This window comes from Microbacterium lacus (assembly GCF_002812805.1).
Lineage (GTDB): Bacteria > Actinomycetota > Actinomycetes > Actinomycetales > Microbacteriaceae > Microbacterium > Microbacterium lacus_A.
The window spans coordinates 39565-58346 of the sequence record NZ_NMUM01000009.1 but is presented as its reverse complement, the minus strand read 5'-3'; the positions used below and the strand labels follow the sequence as shown (position 1 = coordinate 58346).

The window sequence follows — 18782 nt, the reverse complement described above, 5'->3', positions numbered from 1 at the left end:
GTCAGGCACCCTCTCGCGGGATCGTGGAATCCTGGGTCGTGGAATCTGTCGTCAGGGTCGCCCCATCGGCGACGGCCATCATGCCGGTGGTCGTCGGAGCCGCGGCCGTGCCGAGGTAGACCTCTTGCACCTTGGGGTCTGCCTGCACCTGCGCGACACTGCCCTCCGACAGCACCTTGCCCTGGTGCAGCACCGTGACACGAGACGCATAGCGGCGCATGAAGTCCATGTCGTGTTCGACGACGAGCACGGTCCGCCGCTGCGCGATGCGCTGAAGAAGTTCGCCGGTGGCCGTTCGCTCGTCCTGGCTCATGCCCGCGACGGGCTCATCGAGAAGCAGCGCGCGCGGCTCTTGGACCAGCATCATTCCGATCTCGAGCCACTGCTTCTGGCCGTGAGACAGGATGCCGGCGGGTGTTTCGCGTTCGTCGCTGAGTCCCGTCTCCGCCAAAGCGACCTCGATCGCGGGATCGATGCCGCGTCGTGCGCGAAGGAGCGACCACGACGAGCGGTGGAGGCCCGCGGCGATGTCGAGATTCTGCAGGACCGTCAGCTGCTCGAAAACGCTGGCGGTCTGGAAGGTGCGCCCGACGCCCAGCTTGACGATCTTGTTCACGGCCTTACCGAGGAGTTCCTGTCCTCCGAGCGTGACCGATCCTGTGCCCTTGGATAAACCCGTGATGGCGTCGATGCAGGTCGTCTTGCCCGCACCGTTCGGCCCGATGAGGAACCGGACTTCGCCGGGGTGGGCATCGAACGAGACGCCCCCGACGGCCACGAATCCGTCGAACTCGACACGCAGATCCGTGACCACGAGCGAACCATCCATACCGGTCATTTCTTCACCTCATCGAGAACGGGTGCCGCGGCGGCGGGCTCGACGGGCGCTGCGGGCGCTGCGCGTGGGCGCCACAGCGCATTCTTCGCCTTGCCGACGAGGGAAGACAGCCCCATCGGAAGGAAGAGCGTCACCAGGATGAACACCAGACCCAGGATGTAGATCCATCCGCTCGGCCAACTCGAGCCGAGGCTGGACTGCCCCCAGCCGATGGCCATCGCCCCGAGAGCCGGGCCGAAGAGCGACGCTCGGCCACCGAGGGCGACGCCGGCGATCATCAGGATCGACGCGGAAGCGCCGATCTCTGCCGGGGTGATGATGCCGACGATGGGTACGAACATCGCGCCGGCGATGCTCGCCATCACCGCGGCAACCACGTAGGCGACGAGTTTGATGTTGGCGGGGTCGTAGCCGAGGAATCGGACCCGTTCCTCAGCATCCCGGGTGGCGATCAGCAGTTCACCGAAGCGGCTGCGGTTCAGCTGCCACACCGCGAGCAGGCACACGATCAGCAGCGCCGCGGCGATCATGAACACCATGACCTTGTTCGCGTCGTCGTTCAGCACGAAGCCGAAGAAGTACGTGAAGTCGCTGAGTCCCGTGTCTCCTCCCGTCTCGCGGATCGTCGAGCTGATCAGCACCGCCAGGGCGACGGCCAGCGCCTGCGAGAGGATCGCGAAATACGCGCCCTTGATGCGCCGCTTGAACAGGGCGTATCCGAGAATTCCGGCTGCGATCACCGGGAGCACGAGGATGGCGAGCAGCGTGAACAGGTCGCTCCGGAACGGCTCCCAGAAGGCCGGAAGGGGCGCCGAGGGGTCGTACAGGATCATGAAGACGGGAAGGCTATCGGGGCCCGCGCTCTCGAGGGTGAGGTGCATGGCCATGGCGTAAGCACCGAGACCGAAGAAGACGCCCTGGCCGAGCACGAGCATTCCGCCCCGGCCCCACGCCAGGCCGATGCCCACGGCCGCGATCGCCCAGCAGCAGTACTTTCCGAGGTTGTTGATCCAGTGCATCGAAAGCACCGCGGGTGCGACGACCAACAACAGGACGGCGAACACCCCGATCCCGATGAGGGGAAGCCACGGTTTGATTTTTGTCATGTCAGCCCCCGGGTGCGGACCGTGAACAGGCCCTGCGGTCGGAATTGCAGGAATACGACGAGGAGGACGAAGGCGAGCACTTGCGCCATGCTGCCGGTGGTCCAATCCGCGAAGTAGGACAGGGCGATACCGAACGCGAGAGCCGCGATCACGGTGCCCTTGATCTGGCCGATGCCCCCGGCGACGACGACGAGGAAGGCCGGGATGATGTACTGCGTTCCCATTTGGGAGTTCGTGCCGCCGATGAGGGATGCGGCGACGCCCGCCACGCCGGCAAGCCCCGATCCGACGAAGAAGGTGAGGCGGTCGATTGCCCGGGTGTGGATGCCGCTGGTCTCGGCGAGGTCGCGGTTCTGCACCGTCGCCCGTATTCGGCGTCCGAAGGCCGAGTACTTCAGCCAGGCGGCGAGGGCAGCCAGGCACAGGGCGGCGAGCAGGATCGTGAACACCTGACGGAGCGGCCACCCGTACCCGAAGACATTGATCTGCCCGTCGAGCCAATCGGGACTCTCGACGGGTACGCCCTGAGCGGGGAAGACCTGCAACGCGATCTGCTGGAGGATCAGGCTCACACCGACGGTGACGAGGAGTGTGTCGAGGGGGCGCCGGTACATCCATTGGATGATGCCGATCTCGAGAAGCAGGCCGAGCAGGCCCGCCCCGAGGAAGGCGAGCGGCAGCGCCACGACGATCGAGAGGTTGATCGAGGTCACGACCAGCTGGGTCATATAGGCGATGAAGGCGCCGGCCATGATGAACTCGCCGTGCGCCATATTGATCACCCCCATCTGCCCGAAGGTGAGGGTGAGGCCGAGCGCTGCGAGCAGCAGCAGCGCACCGAGTGCGGCGCCGTTCAGGAGCGGCGGTATGAGTGCATCCACGACGTGTCGCTCTCTCTGTGGGGGACGTTCTGGGTGTGCTGGAGTGGGGGCCCCGGCCGCTCTGGCGCGGGACCCCCACCCTCAGTGGGTGATCAACCCGCGGCGGCTACGAGCGCGTCGCGGACGTCAGCGGGGAACCAGTCGTATCCCTCGAGGAAGGGGTCCGGAGCGATGGGTCCATCCGACGACCAGACGATGTCGAACTGGTTGTCGGCGTTGATCCGACCGATGTGCCCCTCTTTCGAGATGTGGTGGTTGTCGCCGTCGAGCGTGACGGTGCCCTCCGGTGCGTCGAAGCTGATGCCGCCAGCCGCTGCTGCGGCGTTGACGTCATCGACCTCGAACGAGCCGGCCGCCTCGACGAGTGCCTTATAGAGGTACATCGAGATGTACGCGGCTTCCATCGGGTCGGAGGTCACTCCGCTGCTGCCCGGGTAGGCCTGCCAGTCCGCGATGAACTTCTCGTTGGCCGGGCTCTGGATCGACTGGAAGTAGTTCCACGATGCGTAGTTGCCGGTCACCTCGTGCCCCATCGACGGTGCCTCTTCTTCGGCGATCGACACCGAGATGATCGGCGTGGTCTCGGGAGTGAGCCCGGCGTCGTAGTACGCCTTGACGAAGCCGACGTTGGACGATCCGTTGATGGTGTTGAAGATGAAGTCCGGGTCGGCGGCGACGATCTTCGACACCTGGGTGGTCCAGTCATCCTTGTCGAGAGGTACGTACTCTTCTCCGACGATCTCGATGCCGAGCTCGGCCGCGTAGAGCTTGATGATTGCGTTGGCCGTGCGCGGGAAGACGTAGTCGGAGCCCGCGAGGAAGAGGGTCTCGACCCCCTGCGAGGCGAGGTAGTCCATGGCCGGCAGGATCTGCTGGTTCGTGGTTGCGCCCGTGTAGTAGATGTTCGGCGACGCCTCGAGGCCCTCGTACTGCACCGGGTAGAAGAAGAGCCCGTTGTGCTCTTCGACGACCGGCTTGACGGCCTTGCGGGAGGACGAGGTCCAGCCACCGAAGATCGCCGCGACGCAGTCCTGGGTGAGCAGCTTCTCGGTCTTCTCCGCGAAGGTCGGCCAGTCGGTCGCCCCGTCTTCCTGGACGTACTCGATCTGCTTGCCGAGGATGCCGCCGGCGGCGTTGATCTCGTCCGCGGCCATGTGCAGCACGTTCGAGACGGTCTTCTCGGAGATCGCCATGCCTCCCGTGAGGGAGTTGAGGAAGCCGAGCTTGATCGTGTCGCCGGATGTGTCGATGCAGCTCTCCGAAGCGGCAACCGGTTCGGTCGACTCCGTGGAGTCGCCGGAGCGTGCCCCGCAGCCCGCGAGTACGAGGGCTGTGACCGCCGCAATGGCGGGAACGACCAGCAGGCTGCGCGCCCGCCGATTCCGTGTCGTTGTCATATGGATCTCCGTTTCTGTGTGATGCAGGATCGTGCGTTCTCGGGATGAGTGATCCGTCCCGCAGGCACGCCGAATGATGCCGTCGCGCCGACGCGATTCCCGAGCACGCCGAAGAGAGGTGTGCCGAGGCGGCGGATCGGGCTGATCGGTGAGTCAGGGCGTGGTGCAGGGGTGGACCGGTGGTGCGTGCGTCTCTCGGCCGGATGGTGCCGGGCTTCGAGTGCCGGTTTGGGTCGTCGCTTGGTGATCGCCGACTGCTGCGGTGCTGTCAGCATGGAGCCGTGACATTACTCTGACATTTCTCGATTGTTCCGATCGTGTTAATCGTCACGGGTCGATCGCACGGATAGCCCTGAAATAACGGGGAACTATGGCGCCGCGAACGATCCGACTCCCTTTTCGCACCTGCTCGAACGGGTCCGTTGTGACACACTTCTGACATCAATCCGACGCCGGAGGAACGCGATGCATTTCACCCCAGCCGAGACCGAAAAGCTACTGCTTTCGGTCGCTGCCATGGTCGCCCGCGACCGGCTCGAGCGGGGCATCGCGCTGAACCATCCCGAGACCATCGCCCTGCTCTCGTGCTGGGTCATCGAGGGAGCGCGCGAGGGCCGGGGGGTCGCCGAGCTGATGGATGCCGGGCGACGCGTACTGACCCGCGAGCAGGTCATGCCCGGGGTCGCCGAGATGATCGTCGACGTCCAGGTCGAAGCCACCTTCCCCGACGGCCGCAAGCTCGTCACCATCCATCACCCCATCGACTAGCTGCCCGGCGAGAAAGAAGGTTCATCGTGGCATCCGCTTCGTCCGACGGCCCCGGCGCCTTTCGGATCCGCCCGGGTAGGATCGAGCTCAACGCAGATCGCGGCGAACACGAGCGCATCCGGCTCGTGTTCATCAACACCGGTGATCGGCCGATCCAGATCGGCTCTCACCTGCACCTGCCCGATGCGAACGCCGGGCTGGAGTTCGACCGGGTCCGCGCGCGGGGGTTTCGGCTCGACATCCCGTCGGGTACCTCGCAGCGGTTCGAGCCCGGTGCGTCGCGCGAGCTGGATGCGGTGACGCTGCGGGGGCTGCGACGGGTGCCCGGGATTCAGCTCAAGGCCGCTGGCGAGGAGGTGCTCGATGGTCTGGATTGATCGGGAGCGATATGCCGCGATCTACGGGCCGACGGTCGGCGACGAGGTGCGCCTCGGCGACACCGACCTGTGGATTCAGATCGAACGTGATCTGACGGTGGGGGGTGAAGAGGCGGTGTTCGGCGGGGGGAAGTCGATCCGCGAGTCGATGGCTCAGGCCACGACGAGTCGGGCCGACGGCGCGCTGGACACGGTCATCACCAACGCGATCATCCTCGACTGGTGGGGGATCATCCGCGCCGACATCGGCATCCGAGATGGACGGATCGTCGGCATCGGTCACGCGGGAAACCCCGACATCAGCGACGGCATCGACATGATCATCGGCCCATCGACTGACGTGATCGCGGGGGAGGGTCGCATCGTCACGGCCGGCGGCATCGACTCGCACGTGCACTTGCTCTCTCCCTCGCAGATCCATGAGGCCCTCGCCACCGGCATCACGACGATCGTCGGCGGGGGGACCGGCCCCTCGGAGGGATCTAAGGCGACAACCGTGACGCCGGGTGCCTGGCACCTGTCCGCGATGCATCGAGCGCTCGACCCCCTGCCCGTGAACGTCCTCCTGCTCGGCAAGGGCAACACCGTTTCGGCCGCGGCACTGAAGGAGCAGGCGCTCGCTGGTGCCGCCGGCTACAAGGTGCACGAGGACTGGGGATCGACGCCCGCGGCGATCGATGCCTCGCTTCGGGCGGCGGATGACTGGGGTCTGCAGGTTGCGCTGCACTCCGACTCGCTCAACGAGGCCGGATTCGTCGAGTCGACGATCGCTGCCATGGCTGGGCGATCCATCCACGCCTTCCACGTCGAGGGAGCGGGGGGTGGGCATGCCCCCGACATCCTCTCGATCGCGGGGCTGCCGAATGTCATTCCCGGATCGACGAACCCGACGTTGCCGCACACGGTCAACACCGTGGCCGAGCACCTCGACATGCTCATGGTCTGCCACCATCTGAACCCCGCGGTGCCCGAAGATCTGGCTTTCGCCGAGTCCCGGATCCGCGCGACGACGATCGCCGCCGAAGACATCCTGCACGACATCGGCGCGCTCTCGGTGACGTCGTCCGACGCGCAGGCGATGGGGCGGATCGGCGAGGTGATCACGCGCACCTGGCAGGTCGCGCACGTCATGAAGCACCGTCGGGGGCCGCTGGGCGGGGGCATGCCCGCGGACAACGAACGGGCCCGCCGCTACGTCGCCAAGTACACCGTGAACCCGGCGATCGCGCACGGGATCGCGTACGACGTCGGCTCGATCGAGGTCGGCAAGATGGCCGACCTCACCGTGTGGGATCCGAAGTTCTTCGCGGTTCGCCCGGCGGTGGTCGTCAAGGGCGGCGCCATCGTGTGGGCCGCGCTCGGCGACCCGAACGCGTCGATCCCGACCCCGCAGCCGGTCATGATGCGGCCCTCGTTCGGCGACACCATCGGCGCCGACCTCTCGGTGACGTACGTGGCCCAGGCCGCGCTCGAGGCCGGCCTCGCCGAGACGCTCGGGCTCCGTCGCCGGCTCGCGGCCGTCGAGCCGACCCGGAACATCGGCAAGGCCGACATGAAGAACAACGACCTGCTGCCGTCGATCCGCATCCAGCCCGACACCTTCGAGATCGCGATCGACGGCGAACGTGTCGAGCCCGCCCCGGCGGCATCCCTGCCACTCGCCCAGCTGTACAACCTCTTCTGAGCGGAACGTCCATGACACCCGCCGCCCATACGATCACGATGCTGCTGGCCGACGCGCGCCTGCCGAGCGGTGGGCACGCCTTCTCGTCGGGATTGGAACCTGCCCTGCAGGGCGGACTCGCGCCCGGCGATGTCTCGGCCTTCCTCCGTGTTCGCGGGCGGACGACGACGCTCGTCGATGCAGCGACCGCCGTCGTCGCTCGGCACGTTGCGCTTGGCATGGCGTCGTCACGCGAAGCGCCGCTCGCGACCGTCGTGCGCGCCTGGGCGGCCCGAACGCCGAGTCGCGCCGCCCGCCACGCCTCGCGCGAGCTCGGTCGAGGATTCCTGCGGCTGGCCCGCAACCTCTGGCCGGATTCACCGTCGATCGGCGCGGTGGCGAGCACTGCTCCGCGCCCGATCGTGCTGGGGGCCGTCGCCGCCCACGTCGGCCTGGATGCCGAGACTCTCGTGCGCCTCGCCGTGTACGACGACATGGCGTGTGCCGTGGCCGCGATGCTCAAGCTCGAGCCGGGCGACCCGATCGACGGGGTCCGCCTCGTCCTCGACGCGTGCGCCGCGGTCGATCCCTTCATTCCGCAGCTTGCTGCACTCACCCTGCCCGACGCGATCCCCGCGGCGAGCGCACCCCAGACCGAGGCATGGACCGAAGCCCATGCCGCCAGCAACAGGAGGTTGTTCCGTGCCTGAAACCCCCGTACCCGCCCGTGCGCTCCGTCTCGGAGTCGCCGGCCCCGTCGGCACCGGCAAGTCGTCGCTCATCGCGACCGTCTGCCGTGCGCTCGCCGACGACCTGCGCCTCGGCGTCATCACGAACGACATCTACACCGACGAAGATGCCCGCTTTCTGCGGTCCGCGGGCGTGCTCGACCCCGAACGTATCCGCGCCGTCGAGACCGGCGCCTGCCCGCACACCGCGATCCGCGACGACATCACCACCAACCTGCTGGCGACCGAAGACCTCGAGCGCGACTTCGCCCCTCTCGACGTCGTGCTCATCGAATCGGGCGGCGACAACCTGACGGCCACCTTCTCGCCCGCCCTCGTGGACGCGCAGATCTTCGTACTCGACGTGGCCGGCGGCGGCGATGTGGCGCGGAAGGGCGGCCCGGGCATCGGTCGCGCCGATCTACTCGTCGTCAACAAGACCGACCTGGCGCCCTACGTCGGGGTCGACGTGCCGCAGATGGTTGCGGATGCCTCGGAAGCGCGAGAGGGCCGTGCGGTGCTCGCGCTGTCGAAGCACGACCCGGCATCCATCGCGTCGTTGCGTGCCTGGGTTCTGAGCATGCTGGCCCAGCACCGCGCGGGCACACACGTGCCGCAGGATCCGGGCCCCATGGCGCCGCACTTCCACGCCGACGAAGATCACCCCGAGGGCGGGTTCGTCCACGCGCACGACGAGCCCGAGCACGAGCACGCCGGCGCAGGGGCGCACACGCACGAGTGATCCCCACCCGCATCGCCGTCATACAGGGCGACCCACGCGCTCGGGTAGACCTGGCCGTCGGCGCGCTCGCGCCTCGCCTGATCTCTCGGGATGCCGCGCGTGCGCACATCGCGCTCGCCGCGGCCGGGATGATCCTCCTCGGGGGTGACGACGTGCACGTCGACGTCTCTGTGGGCGCCGGATGTCTGCTCGAGATCGAAGACGTCGGCGGGACGATCGCGTATCGGGCGGATGGGCGGCGCTCCAGCTGGACGATGGAGGTGCACGTCGCGGAGGGCGCGACGTTGCTCTGGCGCGGGCTGCCTTTCGTCGCGACGGATGGCGCTGACGTCGAACGCCGGACGACGCTGCACCTCGCCACCGGGGCGACCGCCGTCATCCGCGAGACCCTCGTGCTCGGGCGCCATGGCGAGAGCGGAGGCCGCCTCGCCTCGTCATTCGTCGCGGGCGACGCGGACGGGCCGCTACTGGTCGAACAGCTCGACCTCGATGGACTCGCTCCGGAGCCCGGTGTGCTGGGCGCCCACCGTGTGCTCGACTCGGTGATCGCCCTCGGCTTCGAGCCTGAGACGACGAGGGGCGACCTGGTGCTGGAGCATTCCGGAGCGATCGCCCGGCACCTCGGCGCCGAGACGCACACATCACGACTCGATCGGGTCTGGGACGAGTGGGCGGGTTTACTCCGTGAGGGGACGCGGACCGCGGTCGGAAAGTAGTCCGCGTCAGCGCGAGCGCCCGGCGAGCGGGTCGAAACCCCACGGCAGCTCGAGACGGTGCCGTGCGAGCAGGTCGGCATCGGCGAGCAGCGCGGGGGTCGGGCCATCCGCGACGATGCGTCCGCCGTCGAGGATCACCGACCGCGGGCAGAACTCGAGCGCGTAGGGCAGGTCGTGGGTCACCACGACGATCGTCGCGGCGAGCTCGCCCAGGGTCTGCGACAGCTCTCGCCGCGCGGTCGGGTCGAGGTTCGAGGTGGGTTCGTCGAGAACGACCACATCAACGTCCATCGACAGCACGGTGGCGATCGCGGCGCGTCGGCGCTGACCGAGCGAGAGCCGCTGAGGCGGCCGGGATGCGGCATAGGTCAACCCCACGCGCTCGAGCGCATAGGTGACCCGCCGTTCGAGATCGGCGCCGCGGTGGCCGTAGTTCTGGGGTCCGAACGCGACATCCTCACCGATCGTGGGCATGAACAGCTGATCGTCGGGATCTTGGAAAACCAGCCCGACCCGGCGCCGAATCTTCCGCAGGGTCGAGGATTCGACAACCATGCCGTCTATCGAGACGGTTCCGGATTGCGCGGTGAGGATGCCGTTCAGATGGAGCATCAGGGTCGTCTTGCCCGCGCCGTTGGGGCCGAGAATGGCGATTCTTTCGCCGGCGGCGACGTCGAGGTCGACGCCGTTCAGCACCCCGGTGCCGTCTGGGTAGGCGAAGCGTACTCCGCTGAGCGAGAGAGCTGCCGGGTGGCTCACGTCGACCCGGGCTGCTGGTAACCGCGCGCCAGCATCGCGAGATGGACGCGTTCGCCCCGGCCATGCGAGCGCACGAAGAGCCTTCCGATCGACGCCGCGAGCACGCGCCACGATCGCAGTCCCCGCGTCTCGAAGCCCCGTGATGCACGGGCGATGCGCGCGCGCTCGAACTCATCGGCGATGACCTCGATGTAGCGCACCATCAGGCTCATGATTGCGGTGAGCTGCCGGGGAAGTCGCAGTTCGTCGAACGCGAGCACGATGCGGCGCGGCTCGGTCGTGGCGACCAGGATGAGCGTCGCGATCAGGCTCAGTGTCGCCTTCGCCAGTGTTGCCCAGGCGCCCCAGAGCCCGGCGACCGACAGCGAAAGACCGGCCACCTCGATCCGCGTCCCGGTCGCGACCAGGGGCAATACGAGGACAAAGACGAGCAGCGGCAGCTCGATCACGAGCCGCCGGGCGATCCATGCGGGCCGGATGCGCGCGACCACCGCGAGGCCGACGAGCAGACCCGCGGCGAGGGCGTACACCCCGAACCACTCGCGCGGCGTCGCGACGATGGCGAGCGCGAACACCGCGACCGCGATCATTTTCGTGCGGGCATCCAGCCTGTGTAGGGCGCTCCGCGTTTGGCGGCCTTCGGTGTGTGTCACTCGGCGCCCCGCGCTCCGACCCGTCGGCGCTTGGCGGCGCGCCCGAGCAGCCAAGCGGCGCCGAAGGTCACGACGCATCCGGTCGCTCCCGCGATGGCGACCGACAGCCACGAGTGCTCGACTCCCGCCGTCGCGTACTCCGCCAGCGGGCTGCTCGCCGTCGCGCTGTCCTGGGCGGTGTCGAGAAACCCCGTCGATCCGGCGATGTACTCGAGCCCGTCGGGACTGCTCGACGCCGCGATGCTCACGACACACGCGATGACGAGGCAGAGGATGAGCGCACCGATCGTAAATGCGCGCGTCGAGATGCGGGGAGCGGATGCTGCCGCCTCCGCGGGTCGTGCGGTTCCATCCGCGGAGGTGCTCATGCGAGGGGTTTGGCCGGCGTCGCGGTGAGGATCCGGCCGCCGCGGACGAAGCGTGCGCCGTAGACGAGGTCGGGTCGGGTCGCCAACACGGCAGACACGATCAGTCCGGTGATCACGGCCTCGCCGACGCCGATGATGCTGTGCCAGCCGATCATCGCGGCCAGCAGCCCTCCGAACGGGACTGGTGCCTGGCCGCCGATCGCGAAGAGGAGGGCGAAGACGGCGGATGCCGCGGGAACCGACAGGAACGCCCCCGCCGCGGCCGCGGCCACGACGGACCACCGTCGGGCGGGAAGGGCGAGAAGAAGTGCACGGAACACGAGCCATCCGATGATCACCGTCACCAGAGCGATGAGCGTGATGTTCGTCCCCAGCGCCGTGATGCCGCCATCCGTGAAGAGGAACGCCTGGACGATCAGCACGACACTCAGACAGAGCACAGCGGTGGCCGGCCCGACCAGAACAGCCGCGAGCGCACCGCCCATCAGGTGCCCGCTCGTACCCACCCCGACCGGAAAGTTGATCATCTGCGCGGCGAAGACGACGGTCGCGACGATGCCGACCATCGGTGCCTTGCGATCGTCGACGTACTCGGAGGGTGCCCGTTTCAGGGCGAGGGCGATTCCCCCGACCGCCACGACGCCGGTCGCGATCGACATCGGCAGGTCGAGGAATCCGTCGGGTACGTGCACGCGCTCTCCTGGGACGAAGGGCCGACGCGGCGGGTGCGAGCCGGGCGACGAAGCTGGTCGTGGAAGGGGTGGAGCCTGATTGTGGGCTCGCCGTGGTGCTGAACGAGTGCGCTCACTCTATTGCCTCGGGATCGCTTGGTGCGACAAGGTCGCAGCTAGACCCGGTGTGCGACGATGAACGCGTGATCGACCAGCACGCACACACGCATCCTTCGGTGGTCGGCGCGTCCCGCGATCATGCCGCATTCCACCGGCAGGCGACGGATGCGACGGCGGCAGCCGCGATCGCGGTGCTTCGTCAGGCGGGGGAGCGAGTCACGGGTTCCCGCCGTGCCGTGCTCGAGGTGCTCGCGAGTCGGAGCGAGCATCTGAGTGCCGACCAGGTAGCGGCTGCCCTCGAATCCGAGCAGACGCCGGTTCACCGCGCGACGGTCTACCGGACGCTTGAGCGTTTGGCGGAGATCGGGGTTGCGACGAGCATGCAGGTCACCGGTGGTGCCGCGGTCTACCACCTCGCGGCGGTCGGACAGACGCACGAGCACCTGCACGCCCGCTGCCGCAGTTGCGGTGAGGTCTTCGTGCTGCCACCCGCGGTACTGTCCGACGCGGTCGCGCGGGTCGCCGCGGATCGGGGTTTCGTTCTGGACCCCGCGCAGTCGACGCTCGTCGGGCTCTGCGCTGAATGCTCGGTCGCGGCGGATCGCTAGCGTCGGTCTGGACCGCGGCTCGCGGGGCCTCGGGCGGTCCGCGGCCGATGATCTCTCAGTGACGCCCGACAGTATCGCGGAGGATGGCCCCGTACCCGGCCCGGTAATCGGGATAGGTCAGCCCGCCGACGGTCGCGCGGAACAGCGCCCCCGACATCCGTCGTCCTGAGACGTCGGTCGCGTCTGCGAAGGGCGGCGGATCGACTCCGAGGGTGGCGGCGATGAACGTCGCGACGTCGCGCAGGGGCGCCGGGTGGTCATCGGTGGCGTGGAGGAGAGGGGGAGGGTTCGGCGACCGCAGCACCGTGTAGATCCCACGGGCCAGGTCGTCCTGGTGGATGCGGTTCGTGAGCCTGTTCCCGTCGAGTTTGTCTCCTGCGCGTACCCGCTCGATCAGCGAGTTGCGTCCGTCGCCGTAGATCCCGGCAGGACGGATGACGTGGGCTCCAAAAAGCTCGACGGCCAGTCGTTCGCCTGCGAGCAAGGACTCGGCGCGTTCGCTCTGAGGCGCGGGCTCGCTGCTCTCGTCGATCGTCTGCGAAGCGGCAGCCCCTTCGAAGACGCGTGTGGACGAGACGAAGACGACTCGACAAGGGCGGGCCGCCAATGCTGAATCGACGTTGGCGAGAGCGCGTTGGTAGGTGTCATTGTTGGGGCCGGTGGCGCGGGAGCCCGGCGGCAGCGTGAAGACGATCGAATCGACGGGTGGCAGGGCGACGTCGACGGGCTGCGTGACGTCGGCCGCGATCGTCGTGAACGCGTCGGGTAGTTCACCGGGATTTCGGCGGATGCCGATCACGGCCCCACCGTCCGCTAGAACGAGTCGACCGAGCGCAGTGCCGAGGCGTCCGCATCCGACGATCAGAAGCGAGCCGACGGCGCGAGGGGACTTGTGCGAGCGCAGCGACTCCGGGCGAGGTTGCGGATGGTGCGGCTCGGTCACAGGCCATCCCTTGATCGAAGGCGAGACTACCGTCGGGGGTCCATGGTCTCACGGGTGAACTTTGCTCCGTCGTGGACACTTTGGTCCCTACCGGACCGCGAGGTGGGCGTCACGCCCTGAGACCCGGCGGCCAGGTGGGTGGCCTCGTTGTGGGTCGTCTTCTAGGTCTGGAAAGGGCCCATATCCGACCCCAGGCCGGCCCAGCTCGGTGCCCAGGGCGACGCGGAAAACGCCTCTCACCAGGGCAAAGCAAAACCCCCGCGGATAGAAGCTCCGCGAGGGTTTCTGGGGTGACGTAATGATCACCCGTGTGGCTCCGACGGGCGTCGATCCCGTGACCTCACGATTTTCAGTTAGGCGCGTCGACTCCACGTGTCTCAGTTGGTACTCGTTGGTCGCGCGATTCCGCGGGTCGAGTGCTCATTGGTGCTCGTTGATCGTCGTCGATTCCATGGAGCTCCCGGCACTTTCCCGGCACGTAAGGGCATCAGGTGTGGATGTCGGAGCCCCTGCTCAGCAGCACGTGCTGGACTACGACGATAGTCCGTGCCTTTGCGGCCGCCCATTTGCTGATGGAGTCGGTGACGCGTTCGCACCATATCTCATGCTCCATCTGTGCGAGCGCGGCAATGATCGTGAACCCATCGACCCATCGACCCATCGGCCCTGTGGGGCGGATCCGACCTCGGAGCAACCGCCTACCGTCGGACCGGAGTCGATACTGTCTCCCCATGACCACACCGCGTCCCCGCATACGATTCGCCACCCCCGCCGACCGTGAAGCGCTCAGGTTGCTGGAGCACGAGTACTTTCCGGCAAAGTCTGGAGTGCGCCACGCGGGCTACTTATACGACGACGAGAATCTCGCCGCTATTGCCCTCACAGAACGGCTCGCCGCGCCGATGCGCGCCTTCACCTTCGTCGCCGAAGTAGAAGGGGAAATAGTCGGATTTGCAGTCGGGGTGCCCTCCATGATGACGTCGGGCGATACGGACGCGCAGACCATGAACCTCCAGTACCTCGCTGTCCAGCCGGAGCACCGGGGGCAGGGTATTGGCGCAGCGCTGGTAAAGAAGATCATTACGCGATCGCAAAAGGTTGTGCAGAATCTCATTCATGCGCACATCCCAGTAGACCAGGTGGGTTTCTACGAGGGGTTGGGGTGGAAGGTCGAGCCAATGGGTCACGGGCTCGCGTGGCTCCCCGATGGAGACCATCTCCGCGCGGATGCCGGCGATCCTGCCTTCGGCTTCCCGCTGATGGCGAGCAAGGTGCTTAGGTCGCGCGGTGTCCTACAGTCTTTCCCCTACCCGGTCGTCACTGGAAAGCCGACCCTCGACGCGTCGATGGAAGCAGCCCGGCTCGTCGACGCAGGCAAGCTCGACCCGTCAAAATTTGATGAATTCACCCGCGACTTCGTCACGATGGGTCGTGCCGAAGCGCGATCTCTCGCCGCGAAAACTACGCCATAAAGCATTGCGTTTCACAACCGTAGGGATAGGAGACATTTGCCAGGATCCCGTCGCGGTGGCGGGCCGACGCGATGCACTCGAGTGAACACCGTCGCGTGTCCCATCTCGAGGCCCGAGTGCCCCATCGGGGCGAGTGAATGTCGCACCCAGCGTCTAGTGTTGTCCACATGGAGAACTTCGATGTCATTCAGGCGCTCGCCCGCACTGCTCTCGCTGGCAACCCGGAGGCTATCGAGCACCAGGTAACCCGCCTTGCCGAGAGGCTCGCCGAATCAGGAGATGACAGCAACGCCCGCAAGCTTCGGTCGCTGATTACGCGAGCTCGCAACCGCCAGGCGGTTGAGCCCATCAATTTGCAGCCCTCCGATGTCGCAACGGCTGCTCCGACGGCTCAACGACTAGGGCCGAAGACGGCGCTCCCCGTAGATCGTGAGTCTGGAGCGCCGCTGTGTGAAGTCGTGACGCCGGACCGTCGCCGCGCGCTACCGGTCCTCCCCGTGCAGGCGCAGGCAGCGTACGACTCGCTGGTGCGCGAATGGCAGCACGAAGCTGAACTTGCGCAGGTGGGGCTCCCCATCAGCCGCACCCTGCTGATCTATGGGCCTCCCGGGACAGGTAAGACCACGCTGGCGCTCGCAATCTCCGTGCGTCTCGGTCGTCCAGCAGTGATCGCGCGTCTCGATGGGCTTATCTCTTCGCTGCTTGGCAACACCGCCAGGAACCTCGGGGCTCTCTTCGATTTCTGTAACCGCTACGACTGCGTGCTGATCCTCGATGAGTTCGATGCTGTCGCGAAGATCCGCGACGATGCGAACGAGGTAGGAGAGATCAAGCGTGTAGTGAACGCGTTGCTGCAGAACCTCGATAAGCGGACTGAGTTCGGCTTGACGATTGCTGTCACCAACCACGAGAAACTCCTCGACTCAGCAGTGTGGCGTCGGTTCGAGCATCAAATTCACCTCGGCATGCCGACGTACGAGGGTCGGGTTGAGATCGGCCATCTTCTTCTCGACCGGTTGGAAGAAGTGGATCCGCTCGCCAAGGCCGTCGCCAGTGTGACCTCTGGTCGATCAGGCGCTGATGTCAGAACGCTGGCAATGGCATTCCTGAAATCCACAGTGCTTGCGACTCGGGATGCTCGGTCACCTGTAACCGTGCTTCGCGAAGCAGCGCAGGCCACGGGTATACAGGGCGCGGATGGGCTCGACTCGACTGACCAGCAGCTCGCGAAGCATCTCAACGAGCCGCCAGCATCTTTGAGCCAGAGCGAGCTTGGAGTGATTTTTGGCAGGGATAGAAAAACGATCAGCCGCTGGCTGAACCCGAGCGAAGTGAAGGTGTGAAATGGCTGGCGGCCCTGTTCAGATTGTGATGAACCCCGATTGGTTTCGTGGGGATCGCGACGGTCGTCGCGGTGGCGGTGCGGCGAAAGACTTCTTCCGAGGTGACGACCGCGGATTTGCTGAGCACAGAACAGCCATCGTCGGTGCGCTGCGTTCCATCCTGAGAAACAACCTCGCAAGCGACCGAGTCAACGTTGCAGTTCGGATGCGACCGGATGCGTTGGCGAAGTCCCACCGGCCGTTCGGCACACTATTCAGATCATCGCGCGCGTCCCATGTGGGCACCGGGGACTACGGGGAGCTCGTCTTCGCGATAACGCCGACGAAGCTCGAAGAGGTCATTGATCTGGTCGCTGACGCCGAGGTCGAAGAACGGTGGCGGCCGGACGCTTCCGGCGCACTGGTGTACAGTCCGTCGCCGCCACGCACAGAAGTGAGTGCGATCCAGGACGTGCGGGAGTGGGCACCTGCGGAAGAACGTGGATACACACTTGACGAAGCCGATGCTTGGTTGACGATCGATGGCGCCGCGAAGGCGCAGGTTGAGCTATTTGATCTTCCCGAGCGCGAGCCCCTTCGCTCGGCAACGCTTGCCGAGGTTGGAGCGTTGACTGCTCGGTTACGCGAACTGCAGACCACCTTCACTATCGCGCCGCCTCCTGCAATCGAGGCAAGCGTGAGACGTGCGCTTGAAGCGTCGCCGCCCGGCCCGTCTGACGTCGCTCACCACCCACCGGCGACTGTCCCATTCCGGGAGGGGCTGGCGGAGTTCGAGGCGAGCTCGTCGGTAAAGCGCGTGAGGCTTGAGGACCGAGTTCCGCCCTCTACTGAAGCGCCGGCTGCAAGCACGGGCGAGGAATCGGCCGCACGTACGCCGGATCCTGCAAGCGTGCGACCAGTAGTCGGAGTCATCGACGGTGGAATCGGTGGACCGTTCATCAACTCAGCGTGGGTCGCCGGACGGGCAGACTTTCTTGCGCCAGGAGACCGTGACGTCAGTCGAGTGAATCACGGAACGACCATCGCCTCACTGATCGCGTTGGGAAGCGCCTTCAACTCTGGGATCTTGGATCCCGATGAGGACTGCCGCGTCTACGATCTCGATCTGCTCCCTGCGGGCAGCGCCTACGACAACTACTACGCATCTCTCGAGGACTTTCTTGATGAGGTTCGTGCAAGCGTCGCGCGCGCGAAGCAAGAAGCAGGTGTCCGGGTTTTCAATTTGTCGTACAACCTTCGGAGGGCACCGGGTGGAGCCCCCTACAGTTTGGCTGCCCAAGGACTCGACAGAATCGCGCTCGATCTGGACGTGCTCTTCGTGATCTCGGCTGGGAACCTGACCGAGACCGAGCAGCGGGAAGAATGGCCTCCCAACAGCACCGAGGTCAACGCGATGCTCGCCCGCCATTCCGGCCCGGACGGGCTCCTCGCGCCAGCTGAAAGTCTGGTCAATGTCAGTGTCGGCGCGACCAATCCACCCGGACTCGCGCAGGGCGTTGAAGGCGTACCTGCGAGATACACACGTCGCAGCGATCAGACCCCGTCAGCGCTCAAGCCCGATTTCGCTGCGTATGGAGGCGGGGGACCCGAAGGTCCCGCACGAGCGACCGGCCTGACCGCGATTAGCTCCTTTGGCACCATCCGCGACGTTGCGGGGACCAGTTACGCAGCACCGCTGGTGGCCCGATACCTCGCAACCTTGGATGCGGCTATCTCCGGCGATGTGTCGCGCGATCTCCTCATCGCGCTCGCAACCCATAGCGCCAGACTCCCCGCAACCCTCCTCGCGAAAGAAGTGGCGGTCGTCGCGCCCTCGTTCGTTGGTCGCGGCCATCTTCCCACAGTCGCCGAGACTCTCGAGGGTGAGCCGCACCGGATGACTATCGTCCTCAGTGACACCATTCAGCCTGGACGGAACGTGAAGTTTCCGTTCCGCTGGCCAGACTCACTCTCCGACACCAACGGCAAGTGTCGTGGCCTTCTCAAGCTCACACTGGTGACCGAGCCCATCATCAACTATGCCCACGGTGTCGAAATGGTCCGTGTAAATCTCGACGGCGCCGTGAAGCAGTCTGACGAGAACGGTGTCTTCGAAAGCCGCGCACAACCGACGCACGAGTTCTTCTCTGGCTATCGATATGCGAACGAACGCACGTTGGCGAGCGTGCTTGGCAAGTGGTACCCGGTAAAGTCCTACACGGCACGCATGCCAAACGGACGAGGCAAATCGACCGACTGGCGCCTCGATCTCGAATACCTCACGAGAGCAGCCGAATCCTTTCCAGCCGAAGGTGTTCGATTCGCTGCCGTCCTTACAATCGAGGACCTACGGGGTGCAGCACCCGTGTACGACGAGATGCGTGCCTCCCTCTCCGAGATTGGTGTCACCCTGAGCGACCTGCGCACAGCTGTAAACGTGGGAGTTCGCGCTTGAGTCCTGTCATGAAGGACCTGATCGTGCGCCGCGGCTCCGCATGTGCTCACCGGCCGCATGCAGGTTGCTCGCCTATGTCAGTCATCTGACATAATTTGGATTAGCGGAAGTTGATACGATCCGCTTGCAACCTGCGCCCCGAGGGACCCGCATCGAGTGTGTGGCGCCAGTGGCAACAGCTTCTTAAGAGCGAAT

19 protein-coding genes are annotated in these 18782 nt (G+C 66.1%); 10 read left to right on the top strand and 9 right to left on the bottom strand.

Annotation, left to right across the window (positions count from 1 at the left end; genetic code table 11):
- Nucleotide 1: 1 nt before the first annotated feature.
- From urtD to urtA, 4 genes are all read right to left on the bottom strand, one after another.
- Nucleotides 2–838, bottom strand: a complete 837-nt coding sequence (gene urtD / locus CGU34_RS03520) for an urea ABC transporter ATP-binding protein UrtD (RefSeq protein WP_198517670.1) — start codon at nt 836–838, stop codon at nt 2–4.
- Nucleotides 835–1944, bottom strand: a complete 1110-nt coding sequence (urtC, locus tag CGU34_RS03515; protein ID WP_100813250.1) for an urea ABC transporter permease subunit UrtC — start codon at nt 1942–1944, stop codon at nt 835–837. The genes urtD and urtC overlap by 4 nt, the downstream gene beginning before the upstream one ends.
- Entirely contained in the window at nt 1941–2825 is an 885-nt protein-coding gene (gene urtB, locus CGU34_RS03510) for an urea ABC transporter permease subunit UrtB (protein ID WP_100813249.1), read from the bottom strand. The genes urtC and urtB overlap by 4 nt, the downstream gene beginning before the upstream one ends.
- Nucleotides 2826–2917: 92 nt before the next feature.
- The gene (gene urtA / locus CGU34_RS03505) at nt 2918–4222 is read right to left on the bottom strand and encodes an urea ABC transporter substrate-binding protein (protein ID WP_100813248.1); all 1305 of its coding nucleotides are present in this window, start codon (nt 4220–4222) and stop codon (nt 2918–2920) included.
- Nucleotides 4223–4687: 465 nt separating this feature from the next.
- On the opposite strand from urtA, the gene CGU34_RS03500 reads away from it, so the two are divergent.
- From CGU34_RS03500 to CGU34_RS03475, 6 genes are read left to right on the top strand one after another with little or no spacing between them, the layout of a single operon-like run.
- On the top strand, nt 4688–4990 hold the full coding sequence (locus CGU34_RS03500) for an urease subunit gamma (RefSeq protein ID WP_100813247.1): 303 nt from the start codon (nt 4688–4690) through the stop codon (nt 4988–4990).
- A gap of 26 nt (nt 4991–5016) precedes the next feature.
- Entirely contained in the window at nt 5017–5367 is a 351-nt protein-coding gene (gene ureB / locus CGU34_RS03495) for an urease subunit beta (RefSeq protein ID WP_100813246.1), read from the top strand.
- Complete coding sequence (locus CGU34_RS03490) at nt 5354–7051, top strand: urease subunit alpha (protein ID WP_100813245.1); 1698 nt, start codon at nt 5354–5356, stop codon at nt 7049–7051. Before ureB ends, CGU34_RS03490 begins: the two co-directional genes overlap by 14 nt.
- Before the next feature lie 11 nt (nt 7052–7062).
- On the top strand, nt 7063–7740 hold the full coding sequence (locus tag CGU34_RS03485; RefSeq protein ID WP_100813244.1) for an urease accessory protein UreF: 678 nt from the start codon (nt 7063–7065) through the stop codon (nt 7738–7740).
- Entirely contained in the window at nt 7733–8500 is a 768-nt protein-coding gene (gene ureG / locus CGU34_RS03480) for an urease accessory protein UreG (protein WP_198517669.1), read from the top strand. The genes CGU34_RS03485 and ureG overlap by 8 nt, the downstream gene beginning before the upstream one ends.
- Nucleotides 8497–9216: an urease accessory protein UreD gene (locus CGU34_RS03475; RefSeq protein WP_232711514.1), complete on the top strand. Its 720-nt coding sequence runs from the start codon at nt 8497–8499 to the stop codon at nt 9214–9216. Before ureG ends, CGU34_RS03475 begins: the two co-directional genes overlap by 4 nt.
- A gap of 6 nt (nt 9217–9222) precedes the next feature.
- Here CGU34_RS03475 and CGU34_RS03470 read toward each other — a convergent pair whose 3' ends face one another.
- Genes CGU34_RS03470 through CGU34_RS03455 form a run of 4 tightly spaced genes read right to left on the bottom strand, consistent with a single transcriptional unit; the run spans nt 9223 to nt 11688 of the window.
- Nucleotides 9223–9975 carry an energy-coupling factor ABC transporter ATP-binding protein gene (locus CGU34_RS03470; protein WP_100813242.1) on the bottom strand — a complete coding sequence of 251 codons (753 nt, stop codon included), beginning with the start codon at nt 9973–9975 and terminating at the stop codon, nt 9223–9225.
- Entirely contained in the window at nt 9972–10628 is a 657-nt protein-coding gene (gene cbiQ / locus CGU34_RS03465; protein ID WP_198517668.1) for a cobalt ECF transporter T component CbiQ, read from the bottom strand. Before cbiQ ends, CGU34_RS03470 begins: the two co-directional genes overlap by 4 nt.
- Nucleotides 10625–10996: a PDGLE domain-containing protein gene (locus CGU34_RS03460; RefSeq protein ID WP_100813241.1), complete on the bottom strand. Its 372-nt coding sequence runs from the start codon at nt 10994–10996 to the stop codon at nt 10625–10627. Before CGU34_RS03460 ends, cbiQ begins: the two co-directional genes overlap by 4 nt.
- Entirely contained in the window at nt 10993–11688 is a 696-nt protein-coding gene (locus CGU34_RS03455) for an energy-coupling factor ABC transporter permease (protein ID WP_100813240.1), read from the bottom strand. Before CGU34_RS03455 ends, CGU34_RS03460 begins: the two co-directional genes overlap by 4 nt.
- A 182-nt stretch (nt 11689–11870) precedes the next feature.
- On the opposite strand from CGU34_RS03455, the gene CGU34_RS03450 reads away from it, so the two are divergent.
- The gene (locus CGU34_RS03450) at nt 11871–12395 is read left to right on the top strand and encodes a Fur family transcriptional regulator (protein WP_157811206.1); all 525 of its coding nucleotides are present in this window, start codon (nt 11871–11873) and stop codon (nt 12393–12395) included.
- Between the two features lie 55 nt (nt 12396–12450).
- Here CGU34_RS03450 and CGU34_RS03445 read toward each other — a convergent pair whose 3' ends face one another.
- Nucleotides 12451–13338, bottom strand: coding sequence for a sugar nucleotide-binding protein (locus CGU34_RS03445; RefSeq protein WP_157811205.1), 888 nt, complete (start codon nt 13336–13338; stop codon nt 12451–12453).
- A gap of 731 nt (nt 13339–14069) precedes the next feature.
- Here CGU34_RS03445 and CGU34_RS03440 point away from each other — a divergent pair.
- From CGU34_RS03440 to CGU34_RS03430, 3 genes are all read left to right on the top strand, one after another.
- Entirely contained in the window at nt 14070–14810 is a 741-nt protein-coding gene (locus tag CGU34_RS03440) for a GNAT family N-acetyltransferase (RefSeq protein WP_036298075.1), read from the top strand.
- Nucleotides 14811–14977: 167 nt separating this feature from the next.
- The gene (locus CGU34_RS03435) at nt 14978–16153 is read left to right on the top strand and encodes an AAA family ATPase (protein WP_036298077.1); all 1176 of its coding nucleotides are present in this window, start codon (nt 14978–14980) and stop codon (nt 16151–16153) included.
- Between the two features lies 1 nt (nt 16154).
- A complete protein-coding gene (locus CGU34_RS03430; RefSeq protein WP_081766254.1) occupies nt 16155–18587 on the top strand; it encodes a S8 family serine peptidase in 2433 nt (810 codons plus the stop codon).
- Nucleotides 18588–18782: the final 195 nt, after the last annotated feature.

Bases quoted from the DNA above. Each gene is read 5' to 3' on its own strand.
- urtD (WP_198517670.1), bottom strand. From the start codon at position 838: ATGACCGGTATGGATGGTTCGCTCGTGGTCACGGATCTGCGTGTCGAG.
- urtC (WP_100813250.1), bottom strand. From the start codon at position 1,944: ATGACAAAAATCAAACCGTGGCTTCCCCTCATCGGGATCGGGGTGTTC.
- urtA (WP_100813248.1), bottom strand. From the start codon at position 4,222: ATGACAACGACACGGAATCGGCGGGCGCGCAGCCTGCTGGTCGTTCCC.
- CGU34_RS03500 (WP_100813247.1), top strand. From the start codon at position 4,688: ATGCATTTCACCCCAGCCGAGACCGAAAAGCTACTGCTTTCGGTCGCT.
- CGU34_RS03490 (WP_100813245.1), top strand. From the start codon at position 5,354: ATGGTCTGGATTGATCGGGAGCGATATGCCGCGATCTACGGGCCGACG.
- CGU34_RS03485 (WP_100813244.1), top strand. From the start codon at position 7,063: ATGACACCCGCCGCCCATACGATCACGATGCTGCTGGCCGACGCGCGC.
- CGU34_RS03460 (WP_100813241.1), bottom strand. From the start codon at position 10,996: ATGAGCACCTCCGCGGATGGAACCGCACGACCCGCGGAGGCGGCAGCA.
- CGU34_RS03440 (WP_036298075.1), top strand. From the start codon at position 14,070: ATGACCACACCGCGTCCCCGCATACGATTCGCCACCCCCGCCGACCGT.
- CGU34_RS03435 (WP_036298077.1), top strand. From the start codon at position 14,978: ATGGAGAACTTCGATGTCATTCAGGCGCTCGCCCGCACTGCTCTCGCT.
- CGU34_RS03430 (WP_081766254.1), top strand. From the start codon at position 16,155: ATGGCTGGCGGCCCTGTTCAGATTGTGATGAACCCCGATTGGTTTCGT.